At 39.0% G+C, this 15,516-nt stretch carries 9 protein-coding genes, 1 pseudogene and 1 riboswitch; all 10 genes and pseudogenes read left to right on the forward strand.

Annotated features, from left to right (window positions below; all coding sequences use genetic code 11):
- The first annotated feature begins 96 nt into the window (after positions 1-96).
- The 10 genes and pseudogenes from BM101_RS13960 (at position 97) to BM101_RS00735 (ending at position 15,394) form a co-directional block, all read left to right on the forward strand.
- Positions 97-2,343: a hypothetical protein gene (locus tag BM101_RS13960; protein WP_087031367.1), complete on the forward strand. Its 2,247-nt coding sequence runs from the start codon at positions 97-99 to the stop codon at positions 2,341-2,343.
- On the forward strand, positions 2,330-4,003 hold the full coding sequence (locus BM101_RS00695) for a LeoA/HP0731 family dynamin-like GTPase (RefSeq protein WP_087031370.1): 1,674 nt from the start codon (positions 2,330-2,332) through the stop codon (positions 4,001-4,003). Before BM101_RS13960 ends, BM101_RS00695 begins: the two co-directional genes overlap by 14 nt.
- A gap of 16 nt (positions 4,004-4,019) precedes the next feature.
- A pseudogene (locus BM101_RS00700) lies at positions 4,020-4,154 on the forward strand (transposase); the annotation flags it as partial.
- A gap of 152 nt (positions 4,155-4,306) precedes the next feature.
- A riboswitch (SAM riboswitch) is annotated at positions 4,307-4,418 on the forward strand.
- Positions 4,419-4,498: 80 nt separating this feature from the next.
- Complete coding sequence (locus BM101_RS00705) at positions 4,499-4,783, forward strand: hypothetical protein (protein ID WP_087031376.1); 285 nt, start codon at positions 4,499-4,501, stop codon at positions 4,781-4,783.
- 212 nt (positions 4,784-4,995) lie between these two features.
- The gene (locus BM101_RS00710; RefSeq protein WP_087031379.1) at positions 4,996-7,770 is read left to right on the forward strand and encodes a type I restriction endonuclease subunit R, EcoR124 family; all 2,775 of its coding nucleotides are present in this window, start codon (positions 4,996-4,998) and stop codon (positions 7,768-7,770) included.
- Between the two features lie 58 nt (positions 7,771-7,828).
- The gene (locus BM101_RS00715; RefSeq protein ID WP_087031382.1) at positions 7,829-10,681 is read left to right on the forward strand and encodes a hypothetical protein; all 2,853 of its coding nucleotides are present in this window, start codon (positions 7,829-7,831) and stop codon (positions 10,679-10,681) included.
- A gap of 102 nt (positions 10,682-10,783) precedes the next feature.
- Complete coding sequence (locus BM101_RS00720) at positions 10,784-11,374, forward strand: restriction endonuclease subunit S domain-containing protein (RefSeq protein WP_087031385.1); 591 nt, start codon at positions 10,784-10,786, stop codon at positions 11,372-11,374.
- Positions 11,375-11,376: 2 nt separating this feature from the next.
- Complete coding sequence (locus tag BM101_RS00725; protein ID WP_087031388.1) at positions 11,377-13,002, forward strand: type I restriction-modification system subunit M; 1,626 nt, start codon at positions 11,377-11,379, stop codon at positions 13,000-13,002.
- On the forward strand, positions 12,989-14,212 hold the full coding sequence (locus BM101_RS13965; protein WP_245825616.1) for a restriction endonuclease subunit S: 1,224 nt from the start codon (positions 12,989-12,991) through the stop codon (positions 14,210-14,212). The genes BM101_RS00725 and BM101_RS13965 overlap by 14 nt, the downstream gene beginning before the upstream one ends.
- A 129-nt stretch (positions 14,213-14,341) precedes the next feature.
- Entirely contained in the window at positions 14,342-15,394 is a 1,053-nt protein-coding gene (locus BM101_RS00735; RefSeq protein ID WP_087031391.1) for a hypothetical protein, read from the forward strand.
- Positions 15,395-15,516 lie beyond the last annotated feature (122 nt).

Genomic DNA, 15,516 nt, shown 5'->3' on the forward strand with positions numbered 1-15,516 from the left:
AGCCGCTCCAGTGAGACGATGGGAAGATCAATTATCAAAAACACAAAATTAATGTGGAACAGGGGAGCGTAAACATATGAGGGAGTGCATGCTAGCATGAAAAAAGCACCTGCTGAATTATATAAAACTGTAATAAATGAAGTGACCTATTTGATAGATTCACTTGGTGAACCAACTGAGGAAAAAGAAATTTTAGAACAGCAAAACGAAGCAAAGAAAAAATTAAATGGCGTACATAAGGAATTGCAAACATCCCTCGAACATCTTGCAAAAAATGCTGAGTGGGATGTATTTACGATAGCCTTTTATGGGGAAACCAATGCTGGGAAATCTACGCTTATTGAAACATTGAGAATATTGCTATCTGAGCCTTCTAAGACAGAAGAACGAAAAATGTTCTATAGTTCTTCTCAAGCAATTGATCAAAGTGAGACCATCCTCAGACAATTCGAAGAAGACTTGAATCAAGTTAATATTAGCTTTGAAAAAAATATTGTACAAATTAATGAAAAACTGGAAACCGCAGTTTCTCAAAAAACGAAGTTAATTGCAGAAAATAAATTGGAACATTGGAAAGTAGATGTCTTGGGGGCTTTGATTTTTGAAAAGCGTCGTTCAAGTTTTTGTTACTTTATAAAGAGTTTCTTTAATCGTATGTTTGAACAGAAGGAAATGATCAAAGCTAAAGAGAGGATAGTACTACTTGAAACGGAAACGTCTATTACGAATCAAGAAATCGATAAGATACAACGAGAATTAGACGAGACAAACTCAGAATGGCATAAAAAAATTGAGATGTTTTCCCCGGAAATCTCAAAATTAGAGGAAATCTTATCAAACCAAAATGATGAGATCCTGAAATATACTGATGGGAAAATTGTTGGGGACGGTCGTTCTGATTACACACAGACAGTTGGTCAATATACATTTCGATATGAGAATCAGAATTTTGTAATTCTAGATTTACCAGGGATTGAAGGCAGAGAAGAAATTGTCATAGATGAAATTAATAATGCAGTTGAAAAAGCACATGCAGTTTTTTATATTAGCGCAAAGCCAGCACCACCACAAAACGGTGATGAGAAAACTGAAGGAACTATTGATAAAATAAAGCACCATCTTTCACAGCATACAGAAGTCTACTTTGTTCATAACAAGCGTATCAAGAACCCAAAACAACTCAATAAAACGTTGATCGGTGAAGATGATAAGGTGGCTTTAAAGGAAGTTGACGACGTTCTAAATAAGGTTCTATCAGATCAATATGAAGGGCATAAAGTTCTTAGCGCTTACCCTGCATTATTATCGGTGGGAAATTTTTGGAAAGACAAATTATGTAAGAATCAAGAAAAGTTTATCGAGCAGTTGGAGTCGGCTGATAATATACTAGAAGACAGTGGTGTCAAAGATTTTAGTGACTGGTTAAGAACCTCACTGGTAGATGAGAGCAAATCTAAAATAATCAGATCGAATTATCGAAAAATATCTTTCGCAATTGGTCATACTCAAGGGAATATTTCAGAAATTCAAAAACAATTCAATAACCTTGAAAAGAAATTTACACTAAATGAAAAATATACAAATCGGAAATTGGATGCAGAGTCGGAGATGCTTATACAAAATTTGAATAATGAAGAGATTAAGGTAATTGGAAAGTTCAAGAATAGGCTTCGGAAACAAATGTACAAGGAAATCGAAAAGGAGATTGATAAAGATGTATTTAAAGTCACTTTCGAAAAACAGATAAATATTGCGATAGATGAAACCAAGCATCTGCTGGAAGAGGGAATGAAAGGGGTCTCAAAGGAATTTGAGAAGGAAATCAAAGAAATTGTTAACAAGGAAGAAAGGTACACTGCTGAGTTACTACAATCTTTTGATGATTCTGCAAAATTTGATTTTGAGTTCGAGCCGATCCTGAATATAAAAAATAGTGGTAGCATTGCTAGGACAATTTCATCCCTTGGATTCGGGGTATGGGGTATTATAATATCCAGTGGTCCGTTAATAACTGCCTTGGCTGTGGTTAGCATGATCATTAGTGTTGGTAAGAATATTTTAGGCTTCTTCAATCATGAGTATCGTGCTTCGCAGCAAAAAAAAGCAACTGATGAGAACATTGAAAAAATGGCTATTCAATTATCAGAAAGTATACGCGAAAATATCAAGAAAGCTCATGATCCATTAATGGAAGGAATTGAGAAAGTTAAAGGAAATTTGAGCTTCAAGATTAAGTATGTAAATAATATGAATCAGGTATTCCAAGAAGCAGAAAGAAAGCTGAAGTTACTATCATGGGAAATAGAGCAAGAAGGGATGGGCAAGCCAAATGGAAACAATTGAAGTATTTAAAAAGCGACAGGCGGAGACGATTGAAGTCTTAAAACGATTGCTGAAATTTCTTAGAGAAGCTGAACAGTTCGGGATCGACATTGATCCGAAATTTATGATTAAAGTGGAGAGCGCGATTAATCAAAAAGAGGAAGAAAAATTGAAAATTGCACTTGTAGGTGGTTTCTCTGAGGGGAAAACATCTATCATTGCAGCCTGGGCAGAAAAATATGATAAGGATAAAATGAAAATCAGCCAAGCCGAATCTTCTGATGAAGTGGCGATTTTCGATTTTGATGATTTTGAATTAATCGATACACCTGGGCTTTTTGGATTTAAGGAGACAGCGAATAAAGAGAAATACATGGATATCACAAAAAAATATGTTAGTGAAGCGAATTTACTTCTATATATCATGAACCCAAATAATCCGATCAAAGAAAGTCATAAAGATGAATTGATTTGGTTATTCAAAGAATTGAATCTACTTTCCCGAACCGTATTCGTATTGAGCCGTTTCGATGAGGAAGTTGATATCGAGGATGAGTCTGACTACGAAGAAGGACTGCGTGTTAAGAGGGAAAACATTCGTAACCGTCTTATTGACTTTGGAATAATCGATTCATCTCAAGAATTAAGTATTATTGCTGTTTCAGCTAATCCATTTGAACAAGGTATCGATTATTGGCTTCAACACATGGAAGAGTTTAAGAAAATCTCTCATATAGGTGATCTTCAATATGCAACAACTGAAAAAATCGAAAAAGCTGGTAGCACAGGAGCCTTCTTTTTAGAATCTCAACAAAGTATTATCCGAGATATTTTAGGAAGAGAATTGCCGTTAGCAGAACAAAGAGTTCAGGAAGCAACGGGGGAGTTCCAAAAGTTCAGTGAGGCATGTGAAGATATTCAAGCAGATATAGCTAAGACTGACCGCAAAATCAGCAATGCCAGATTAACTCTGCGGGAATTCGTGATGGATTTATTTACTGATTTGATTCTCCAAGCTGAGGGAACTGATATGGAGACTATTGGCGCGTTTTTCCAAAGAAATATTGGTGATGAAGGAATTGTACTTGAAACGAGAATCCAAAACGAGTTTGAACGCCAATTGGGTAGCATGGCGCATGAAATTGGGAAGATGGAAACAAGTTATAATGCAAGTTTCAATCACTATAACAGTATGGTTGGAGATCTTGCTTTCAAAGGGGTCAAAGCTGGTAGTAATTTCTTGAAAAACGGAGGGGTAACACTTACTAACAAAGGGATTTTAGCTGCAAGAGATTTTATCATGCCGGCATTTAAATTTAAACCATGGCAGGCAGTAAAAATTGCCGATGGTGCAAACAAATTTATTGGTGGGGCTGGAGTTGGATTAGGAATTGCTGTTGAACTTTGGGATAGCTGGAGTAAAAAAAAGCAACAAGAGGAATTCGCCCAAACTATACGGGAAATGGTTGAGAGTTTTAATAAACAAAGAAAAGAGTCTTTAGAATTTATTAATGATCAAAATACTTTCGTTACTCAGTTTTTCCCAGGGTATACCGAATTACAGGATAAGTTGCAGATGATGAAGAATGAAATGAGTGACAAGGAGAAGCTTCAGTCAGATTTTCAAAAATGGTGCTATGATGGGGAGATTATTGAGGCAGATTTTGAGGTGATTTCATAGACTCGAATATGAGTTAGTCTTCCTCCCGCTATACAGTCCGGAGCTAAATCTGATGGAGGGAATCTGGAAGCGGCTCAAAGAAACCGCCTTCAACAATGTGTTATTTGGAACTAAAACTTCGCAGTTGCAGATAGGCCTAAATTTCGCTTAGTAGCGCACTTCAAAAGCATAAAAAGGTACAAAACTACAAGTTCGCTTCGCGGACAAATCCATGACAGAAATGGAAAATCCTCGAATTGTTAGTCTAAAATGCTTGAAAAAGAAACGCTATCATGTAATAATATAGTCGAAAACTAAATAACTTCTTTATCAAGAGAGATTGAGGGACTGGCCCTATGACATCTCAGCAACCGACTTGTGTGTGACTCACAGAAGTACGGTGCTAAATCCTGCAGAGAAATCTGAAAGATAAGGAGAGTAAACGTTAAATCCCAACTCTTCTTGTTTAAAGAAGGGTTTTTTTGTTTTCAAAAAAACAAAATGGAGGGAAAGATGATGAAATTAACAAAAGAACAAATTTCAACATGTAAAAAAATGGAAGAAAATGGTGGCCCAAAAAGTTATGCTGGGGCTATGCTGTACCATCAATACAAGTTACAAAAAGAGCAGATCATAATCGCAAAAAATACTGGTGAAGAGAAATTGAAAGACCAGCTTGTCCAAAAGGTACAGGACATTCAAATGCTGGGAAATGAGATAGAAGACAAACACCAACAATTGGGAAAGAAAAAAATTGAATTAGAGGCGCTGATTGAAGCGATCGGGATGCTCAATGACTAACCTGCAAAAATCTACGATATACTGGCCTGTAACAAGAAGCAAAGCCATCACCCGGCATTGTCTAGTTCAAATTCATCTCTTTTTTTTCGTTCTAGTAGATTCAACATCCGAAAATGCTTTGTAGTCAGAATTAGATTGAATAACTGGCGGAATATTGAGATAATGAAAAAAAGGAAATTAAGCGATATTGCGTACCGAATGGGAGGGCTAGCATGGCCTATCAAAGTGAATCAGCATTAGAAAACAAACTAATCGAACAACTAGTCTCAAAAGGCTACCAATGGGTACCGGAAGTCAGAAGCGAAGCAACGATGATTGCAAACTTCCGAACCATTCTGGAAACACGAAACAGCGCCAACATAGGGGATGAACCCCTTACCGATAAAGAATTTGACCGTCTGATGACACAGATCAACGGCAAGAGCATCTTCGACAGCGCCAAAATTCTACGGGACAAGGCGCTGCTCAAACGCGACAACGGCAAGAACCTCTATCTGGAGCTGTTCAACACAAAAGAATGGTGCAAGAACACTTTTCAGGTCACCAATCAGATCAGCATGGAGGGGAAATACGCCAACCGCTATGATGTGACCATCCTGATCAACGGTCTGCCGCTCGTGCAAGTGGAACTGAAACGAAGCGGCGTAGACATGACGGAAGCATTCAACCAAATCATGCGCTACCGCAAGCACACCTACACCGGACTGTTCCGCTACATCCAAGTCTTCGTCATCAGCAATAGCCAGGAAACCCGCTATTTCTCCAACAGCGACGGGGAAATCCTGAAGAGCCAGATGTTCTACTGGTCCGATGTGGACAACAACCGGATCAATTTGCTGAATGAATTTGCGGACAGCTTCATGGAGAAATGCCATTTGGCGAAGATGCTGGCACGCTACATGGTGCTGAACGAAACAGACAAAATCCTCATGGTGATGCGTCCTTATCAGGTCTATGCGGTGGAAGCGTTGGTGCGGCAAGCTTTGGAAACAAGGAACAACGGCTACATCTGGCATACGACAGGCAGCGGGAAGACGCTAACCTCTTTCAAGGCCAGCCAGATCATCGCACAGGAAGAAGGCATAGAAAAAGTGTTTTTCCTGGTGGACAGAAGGGACCTGGATTCCCAAACATTAGCGGAGTTCAACAAATTTGAAGCGGATTCCGTGGACATGACCGACAACACCTACACACTGTTGAAGCAGATGGGTGACAAGACCAAACCGTTGATTCTGACGACCATCCAGAAGATGGCTAATGCCGTCAAGTCCGGCCGTAAGGTGATCGACAGCTATCGGGAAGATCGCGTTGTTTTCATCATTGACGAATGCCACCGGACCCAATTTGGCGAGATGCACAAACTGATCCGTAAGCACTTCAAGAATGCCCAGTATTTCGGCTTCACGGGGACCCCTCGTTTTCCGGAGAACCCTAGTCAAGACGGCCGTGTGACAGCGGACATTTTCCAAAGATGTCTGCACAGCTACCTCATCAAGGATGCCATCCGGGATGAGAATGTGTTGGGCTTCTCGGTGGAATACATCAGCACCTTCCGGGGCCAGTTCGACGAAGAGGACCAGGAACGGGTGGCAGGCATCAACACGAATGAAGTGTGGATGGCAGATGAACGGCTGGAGGACATCACCCAGCATATCCTGAAAAACCACCGCAAGAAAACCAAAGACCAGCAATACACCGCCATCTTCACCGTCCAAAGCATCAAGATGGCGATCAAATACTATGACCTCTTCAAGCAATACGCAGAAGGGATCAATGTATCCAGCATCTTCACCTATGGAGCGAACGAACCCGGCAATGAAGACATCACAACGGAGCATTCAAGGGACAGCCTAGAACGGATCATGAAAGACTATAACGAAACCTTCAACACGAATTTCGCAACGGATAATTTCAGCGGCTACTTTGCTGATGTGTCCAAACGCATCAAGAAAGGCGTGTCCGGCGAAAAACTGGACATCCTCATTGTGGTGGACATGTTCCTGACGGGCTTCGACAGCAAACCACTCAACACCTTGTACGTGGATCGGAACCTGAAATACCACACCTTGCTACAGGCCTATTCCCGGACGAACCGGATCGAAAAAGAAACCAAACCATACGGGAACATCGTGTGCTACCGCAACCTGAAGTACCAAACCGATGAAGCTATCAAGCTGTACTCACAGACGAACGACACCGATACCGTTCTGATGGCCAGCTATGACGAGTACTTGGCTGAATTCCGTACCGCGTTGGCGTCCTTACTGCAGCTTTCCCCGACACCGGAATCGGTCGATCAACTAGAATCCGAAGAGGAACAGTATCAATTTGTAGTACTCTTTAGAGAACTGTCAAAACTGCTTTTGAAGATGCGGACGTTCGATGAGTTTGAGTTTTCGGAAGACGCCATCGGGATGGTGGAACAGAACTACCAGGACTTCAAGAGCAAGTATTTCGCCATCTACGAGAAGGTGAAAAAGAAAAAGAAGGGCGAAGAAGTTTCTATCCTCGACAGCATCGACTTTGCGATTGAAGTCATCCAAACAGATACCATCAATGTCAGCTACATTCTGAATCTCATCCGCAACATCAATCTGACGGACGACGCCGAGCGCGAGAAAGATGTTGCGACCATCCACCGCCTTTTGAATCAAGCGGACAATGAAGACCTACGCCTGAAAGCGGATCTGATCCGCAAGTTCCTGGACACCGTTTTACCAGCGCTTGAAAAGGACTGCAATGTTGACGAAGCGTACAACGCCTTCGAAGAAGAGGAACGTGAAGGGGAAATCTATGACTTTGCCAAAAATGTGGAGCTGGAGCCGCTAGTGGTCAACGAATTTTTGGCGGAGTACGAATACAGCGGCAGTCTGAATAGGGAACGGGTTTCCGACCAGATCAACGGCAGTTTCATCAAAAAACGCAGGAAAATCGACCGCATCTTTGATTTTGTCTTGGAAAACACACGCAAGTTCATGTCTGTTTAGAATTCCGAATATTTGATGCGGAACTATGATTGAATAATATTTTTAAAAGGAAGAGATTATGGATATTTTAGCCCCTATTTTTGAGCAAATCAAAAAGAAAGAAAAGCGGCATAAAGAAAAAATATTAGTCGGGCTCATCGATGTTACCGCTGAAGAATATGCCTCATTAGAAAAAAAAGCCAAAGAGATAATGGTAAGTTACAAGCACCATCCCTACATTTATCCAGCACAATGCGACATTTTGTCTATCTATGCTATTCTTTTTGATATGTATAAATATTCTGGCGATCGCTTTTGGGAGTCTTTGGCGATACATGTTGGGTTGGATGAAAAATTCGTGCGGGATATCATCATAGAAGCAATGAAAACAACCTTCGAGAGCCGATACTGGAGTTTTTATCAAACAACCAGAAATGAGTATGTCGAAACAATCCGAATGCATGGAATAATCGGAAATGACAGCTCAGGAGACAAGATTATCTATGCGCTCTATGTCATCTATCTAAAAGATTTTGAAAAAGAAATAACCAGCGAAAAGCTGGATCTATTCTTTCCTTATTTACGAAAAATATTCAAAAAGTATGAGGGCAGCGCGGATGAGAATGCCACTACATATGATGTAAATGGCATTACGTACATTCGCGGACAGATACCAAAGTCCTTTATGCATGCCTTTTTGCTCAATCCTTCTGCGGTCGCTACCGTGCTGAAGAATATTTTTTATTACTTTGAAGATATGGAGTGCGGAAAGAGCGAACGTTGTACAATCAATGAGCGATTCGAAAACAAGATTAATGTCAGCTTTAAAAGAAACGATGCCTTTGAAAATGAATATACAAGGGCGTACATTCATAAAAAGCCAAAGAGAATTCCGCAGAAGGATAAAATTGAGTATCAACAAAGAGCGGTCCGACTGCATGTGCCAAGGCATTTTATCGATTTCCAGTCGAATGAAGATCAGAATGTAGTGCTTAAGGTATTCAACTTCCAGCATTTGTTGAAAACTACCCCGATGAATATATCTTCTGGGGGCATTGGTTGGAAAAGTGATCCCATTGATTTAACTTTTGCAAAGCAATATAAAAATATACGCTATACAATAGAGAAGAAAAAGACAAAAGAAATAATTTATGACAGTAAGAAAGAGCTTTATCAAGAGAGTGTAAATGAGAGCAAGAAGTTGAAAACGAAAGAAACATCACCTATACCAGATACGAAAAAAGAGCCTCTACCGTTGAATACAAATGTATTCACCCTGCATCCAAACGGGGAGAGAATCGAGACTTCATTGAATGAGTTGAAACCAGGGTATGTTTATGAAATTTCACCGCCGAATGGATTCAGTATTGATAAGGCCGATCACAAAAAAACAAATGAAAGTCTTTTTGTTTTAGCAATGAATCGTACTGAAGTGTATGACGGGGAAATGAAATACTGTATTCGGCCACACAAACGGATGATTACTTTTTCTCGTGAGCAATACATCCCTAGACTGAGTGTAAGTGTTGACGATATATCATATGATATTTTGACGGGCACAAATAGAGTCGGTATTGTGATGGGATTTCCGTATTCATTGAATGAGTTGCAGCTAAAAGTGAATGACGAAATCTATGGTGGATTAGCCATTCGAAAAAAACTACTAAAAGAAGTAAAACTAATGGATAATGGCGATTTTTTGTATGTCATGGAAATATCAGAAGGATTGAAGAAACAAGACACAAATATGCTTCAAGCCTATATAAACATAAAAGGTTTACAGTTGAAATACGTCCAACAGCGTTTCTATTACGATCCGGAGTGGTCATTCAGCTATCAACACGTGCAGTTTCAAAACAAGGAGTACATCCAAATAGACAATGTTTCTCAGTTGGATAGTAGCAAAGAAATAACCAACATGGACGATACCAAATTGTCGCTATTCCTCAAACAACAAGATAAACCGCTCCAAGTTATTCTTAATAAAGGGAAGGCGAAAAAAGAGAATAGGAGCCTCTCGATTAAAGAGATTGAAACGGCGTACTTGTATGATCCAGATTCGAAGCGGACAGTGACGGATGATGACAAGGGAAGAATTTTATCTCAACTTCATGATGAGTGGAATGAGATCATAAAGGAATTAATTAGCCTTTTACTCAAGGACACAAGTGCTGACAGCTTCATTGACAATCTCATGAATAACTATCTCAGTTTCAGGGATACGTTTGCTGGTTGTCTACTTGAAGTAGATGACGAATTTACAGATCATATATTGTCCGGACTAAGTAATGCACTATTTGGCGAAGCCACTGCGGATGGTAAATACAACAAATATGTTAAAGAGCTAATTAGAATCTTAGCTGCCAAACAATCAGAACCAGCGACACAACGACATATTGCGACTGCATTGAGAGCTTATCAGATACCAATCGAGGATGAGAAGCTTCACGGGAATATTAATAATGTTCTACATTATCACGCACCAGTTTCTGCCAGAAAAAATGAGCTATTTTCAGGAGAGATTTTGCTGAATGATATTTCACCGGAAAACCAGAAACTTTCGCTTAGGCTTTATAGATTGGCTACCAACCCGACATTAAGTGAGTTTGATACGATACTAGAAGTTAAAGATATTCAGGCAGAGTACCCTGATAAAGATGCCATGTCCTATTATGAATTGATAATTACCTTCAAGCTCTTTATATCAGATAAGCAGCTTGCCAACAGCATTGTCGATAGGCACTTGTTTATGGCCATGTTTTATCAATTTGTAATTGAATACAACAGAGAGACCATCTGTGAGTTCATGAATGAATTGGAGAAACACATAGACAAAAAAGTGAATGAGCAAGAAAATCTTCTCATTCGGGAACGTCTAATTCGGGTTGCGAAAACTTTGAATCTGGATGTACTAATCACAAAAACGGTGTAATTTATATAAATTACACCGTTTTTTGGTTGACTTTGTATATATTAATCGGTAAGATAGATAAATAAGGATGAAATTTCAAGAAATTACAAAGGAGATGAGGGGATGAGGTATCAAATAGATGAGATAGCCAAGCTCCAACCAGGACAATTGCTGACTCGTATCACAGAAGTGAATGACCCGAATGCCATTGGTTATGTAGTGTACTCCGGAAAGCATTTTTTAACCGATTCATTTCAGCACGAGTCGGATGACGGAAAACAAGATAAAATCATCCGAACAGATGAAACCGTGATGCTTGCCGAACAAGGTATGCTCCTGATTAGCCTGACAACGAACAAGGCGGCCATTGTCAGCACCGAACATGAGGGACACCTACTGACTTCAAACTATGTCCGGGTAGCTTACGATGCCAACAAAATAGATCCGAATTATTTTTGCTATGTCTACAATGAGTCGGATGAAGTAAAAAAGCAAATTGCCATGAATGAACAGGGAGCAAGTCTTGTATCCCGATTAAGCCTGCAGCAATTACGCAAGTTTGAACTTTTTTGTCCCCCTTTAGAGGACCAGCATAGAGTAGGTGCGATATACCGTCTCCAGCAAAAAAGAGAGCTGCTGAAATTAGAAAAAAGCAAGCTAGAAAAATTGGCAGTGCATGCTTTACTAAATAAATACCTACAAGGGAGAAAATAAAAATGAGTACATCAGCAAAACAAAAGGTGCAACAAACAGAACTACATAAGAAACTATGGTCCATCGCCAACGATCTGCGCGGTACAATGGACGCCAGCGAATTTCGTAACTATATTCTAGGACTGATCTTCTACCGCTACCTATCTGAAAAAACGGAACAACGGGTAGCTAAGCTGTTGGAAGAAGATAACATCACCTATGAAGAAGCATGGAATGATTTCGAGTATCAAGAAGGCCTGAAGGAAGAATTGATAGCCCAAATCGGGTATGTCATCGAGCCTCACGACCTATATTCAGCAATGGTGGCGGAAATAGAAAAGGGTGAACAAGGGAATTTCGACGTCGAAGTACTCGAAAAGGCCATCAATAAAATTGAAGAATCCACTTTAGGTCACGCTAGCCAAGAGGACTTCAATCACCTGTTTGATGACATGGATCTATCTTCATCCCGATTAGGGAATTCCGTTAAGGCACGATCCAGTCTGATCGCGAAAGTCATCATTAACCTCAATACCCTAGATTTCATGCATGAAGATGCGGAAATTGATGTGCTAGGGGATGCCTATGAATACTTGATTGGACAGTTTGCAGCGAATGCAGGCAAGAAGGCAGGAGAGTTTTATACACCTCAACAAGTTTCCAAGATTCTGGCTAAAATCGTAACACTCAACAAAACCGACCTGAAAAATGTCTATGACCCGACTTGTGGATCCGGTTCGTTGTTGCTTCGCATAGGGAATGAAGCGAATGTCCGCCATTACTATGGACAGGAGCTCAACAGTACCACCTACAACTTGGCCCGCATGAATATGCTGCTGCACGAAGTATCCTTCCAAGATTTCGATATAGAAATAGGTGACACCTTGGAGCATCCACATTTTGATGACATGCGTTTCGAGGCCGTTGTTGCCAATCCGCCATACAGCGCGAATTGGAGTGCCGATGCGAAATTCCTGGATGACGAACGTTTCAGTAGCTACGGCAAACTGGCACCGAAATCGAAAGCAGACTTCGCCTTTGTCCAACACATGATCTATCATCTGGATGACAACGGCACAATGGCGGTTGTATTGCCGCACGGCGTCCTATTCCGTGGAGCGGCTGAAGGAACTATTCGCCAATATCTCATCGAAGAAAAGAACTATTTGGATGCGGTCATCGGGTTGCCCGCCAATGTATTCTACGGAACCAGCATTCCGACCTGCATCCTGGTTTTCAAGAAATGCCGCCAAAACGACAATAGTGTTCTCTTCATCGATGCATCAAATGAATTCGAAAAAGCGAAGAATCAAAACAATCTGACCGATGCGAACGTGGAAAAGATCGTGACTACCTACAAAAATAGGGAAGCAATCGAAAAATACAGCTATGTGGCTACTTTGGATGAAATCAAGGAAAACGACTACAACCTAAACATTCCGCGCTACGTGGATACGTTCGAGGAAGAAGAACAAATCTCGCTTGAGGAAGTTGCAACCGCGATTCAACATACCCAAAAAGAAATCATGCAAGCAGAGAAGGAATTGTTTGCGCTGTTTGGAGAATTGCATGGAACAACCAAAGAAGCGGAACGAGAATTGCAGAATGCGCTAGCGAAATTGATGAATGTTGGTGATGGAAATGAGTAATAAAAAGCAGCAAATTCCTTCCATTCGTTTTGAAGGTTTTATTGACGCTTGGGAACAGCGTCAGTTAGGTGAGGCATTGGTGGAAATGAAGAGTGGACTATCACGATTGCTTTCAAATGAAGATATAGGTCTTCCTGTTATTAGAGCAAATAACATAAATAATGGGAACCTTGATTTAGTTAATGATATAAAGTACTGGTATGTTAATGATCCTCAAGGAGCAAATACTAGAAATTATTTAGTTCATAAAAGTGACATATTAGTTAATTTTATTAATAGTGAAGCAAAGATGGGAACAGCGACAATTGTTACTATAGAGCCTATTAGAGATACTATTTATACTACTAATGTTTTAAAACTTAAAACTAATGAAAACAATAATCCATATTTTATTTTCTCTTTAACCATGACAGGTAGTTATGATAAATATGTAAAAATCATTACAAAACCAGCGGTAAATCAAGCAAGCTTTACCACGGTAGATTTTAAAAAATATGAATTTTTTGCTCCTAAATTAGAGGAACAAACCAGAATCGGGAATTTATTTAAGCAACTGGATGATACTATCGCTCTTCATCAGCGTCAACTGGATAACTACAAACAACTAAAGAAATCCATGATACAAAAGATCTTCGACCAAGAGCTTAGGTTCAAAGACGTAGATGGAAATGATTATCCCAAATGGAAAAGAGGTACCCTTGGAGAAATTTCAGAAATAATCATGGGACAATCTCCAGATAGTGCTAACTATACATCCAATGAGCAAGATACAGTTTTAATTCAGGGAAATGCAGATTTAAATGGAGGCAAAATCACTCCTAGGATTTACACTACTCAAATAACCAAAACATGTGAAGCAGGAGACATTATATTAACCGTTCGTGCTCCAGTGGGGGATCTGGCCATTGCTAATACAAGGGCATGCATTGGGCGTGGCGTGTGTGCTATAAAAGGAGACCCGTATATTTTTCACTATTTAGAAATGATACGTGATACTGATGGATGGCGTAAAATAATACAAGGGAGTACCTTTGAGTCAATTAATTCTAATGATGTTAAAGATCTACTCATAGATGTTCCAAGTAGCGAAGAGCGAAAAAAAATTGCTATCTTTCTTTCTGCGTTAAACAAGAAAGTCGAAAATCAAGAAAATATGATTACCTTACTGAAAGAACAAAAAAAAGGATTTATGCATCAACTGTTTATATAGATATGAATACATATTCACATAAAAATTATTGGCGTTTCCAATGATAAATTAATATAGGAATTATTCTATTTGACTAAATGCTTAGTGGGTCAGATAATACTGGATAAATACAGTGGAAGGTGATTTCATATGAATGGACATAAAACTATAAACGAGCTATATTACCCAACTGTTGAAGTATATGATAATGATGAGTGGATTAATCTATCATTACTTTATAAGGATAGCATAACCTTTATCTTGCCCGAGGGCACTAGGAATCATTTATCCGATATTGCATTGAAGATACAGAGTTCTGGAATAATAGATTATTATGAACCAAAAAAAAGTGATATTAACAGGATTTCGACTGACTTTAAAGAGACTGTTGATAATATTTTAGAGTATTGTGAAAACAGTTGGTTGAAGAATGAAATATTATGTGGAGAAAAGAATAATTTAATTTTAAAAGGTAAAATTAATGGTGATATATATGAGTATTTGTGCAGTAAGAATCTTGTAATCCCAACCCATTCAGGTTTAATGACCTCTAAATGTTTAGGAGCAATTTTCATGGAATTTTTAGCTGAAAATATTGCGGAAAGGTCATATGTAGGCAAAGAAAGTGAGCAAAAAAAATATATTTTAACAACAGATGATACAAATTTTAAATATATTAATAGTATTTTTGAGGAGTTAGAATCCTATTCCAAAACTACAAGAGATTGTGCGATGGAAAATGCGAACTTTGAATATGTTAAAACGTTCCTATTAAAGCGTTGGCTGCCTGATAGAGAAGTAGATTTAGATAAATTGATAGATTTGAGAAGAAATAACAGGACTTTTGAATTATCTAGAAAAGCGTTTAATGATGGTATAACCAATTTGCCAGAAGAGTTAATAAATGGAAATGAATTAAAAGCACGAACTATTACGAGCGAATTAATAGATATTCAAAGTGAAATAAAAAGTTTAATTGAAGGACTAGGAGCAGGATCAAGACAAGAATTTGTGAGCTATTGTTTGGATGCAGTAGCAGAAAGCGTTATACCGGGGTACCCTTTGATTAGAAATATTAGTAATGTTGTTTGTGGGAAATATGAGAACAGAAATGAGGGCGCTAAAAAAATATATTATGCTACAGAGAATTATAAAAATAAAAGAAAAATCAAGAAATATATCGAATTTGTCAAGCGGGTGTAAAAGTTTCAAAAAATATCATTAACAAATGATACGCACATGCATATCTCTTATGCGGTCATTTTTCGTAATTGTATTAAAAAAGCAAAAATCCTAATTTTGAGGATTTTCGCTTTTTTATTTAC

Origin of the sequence: Trichococcus palustris (genome assembly GCF_900114465.1) — a bacterium.
Taxonomy (GTDB): domain Bacteria; phylum Bacillota; class Bacilli; order Lactobacillales; family Aerococcaceae; genus Trichococcus; species Trichococcus palustris.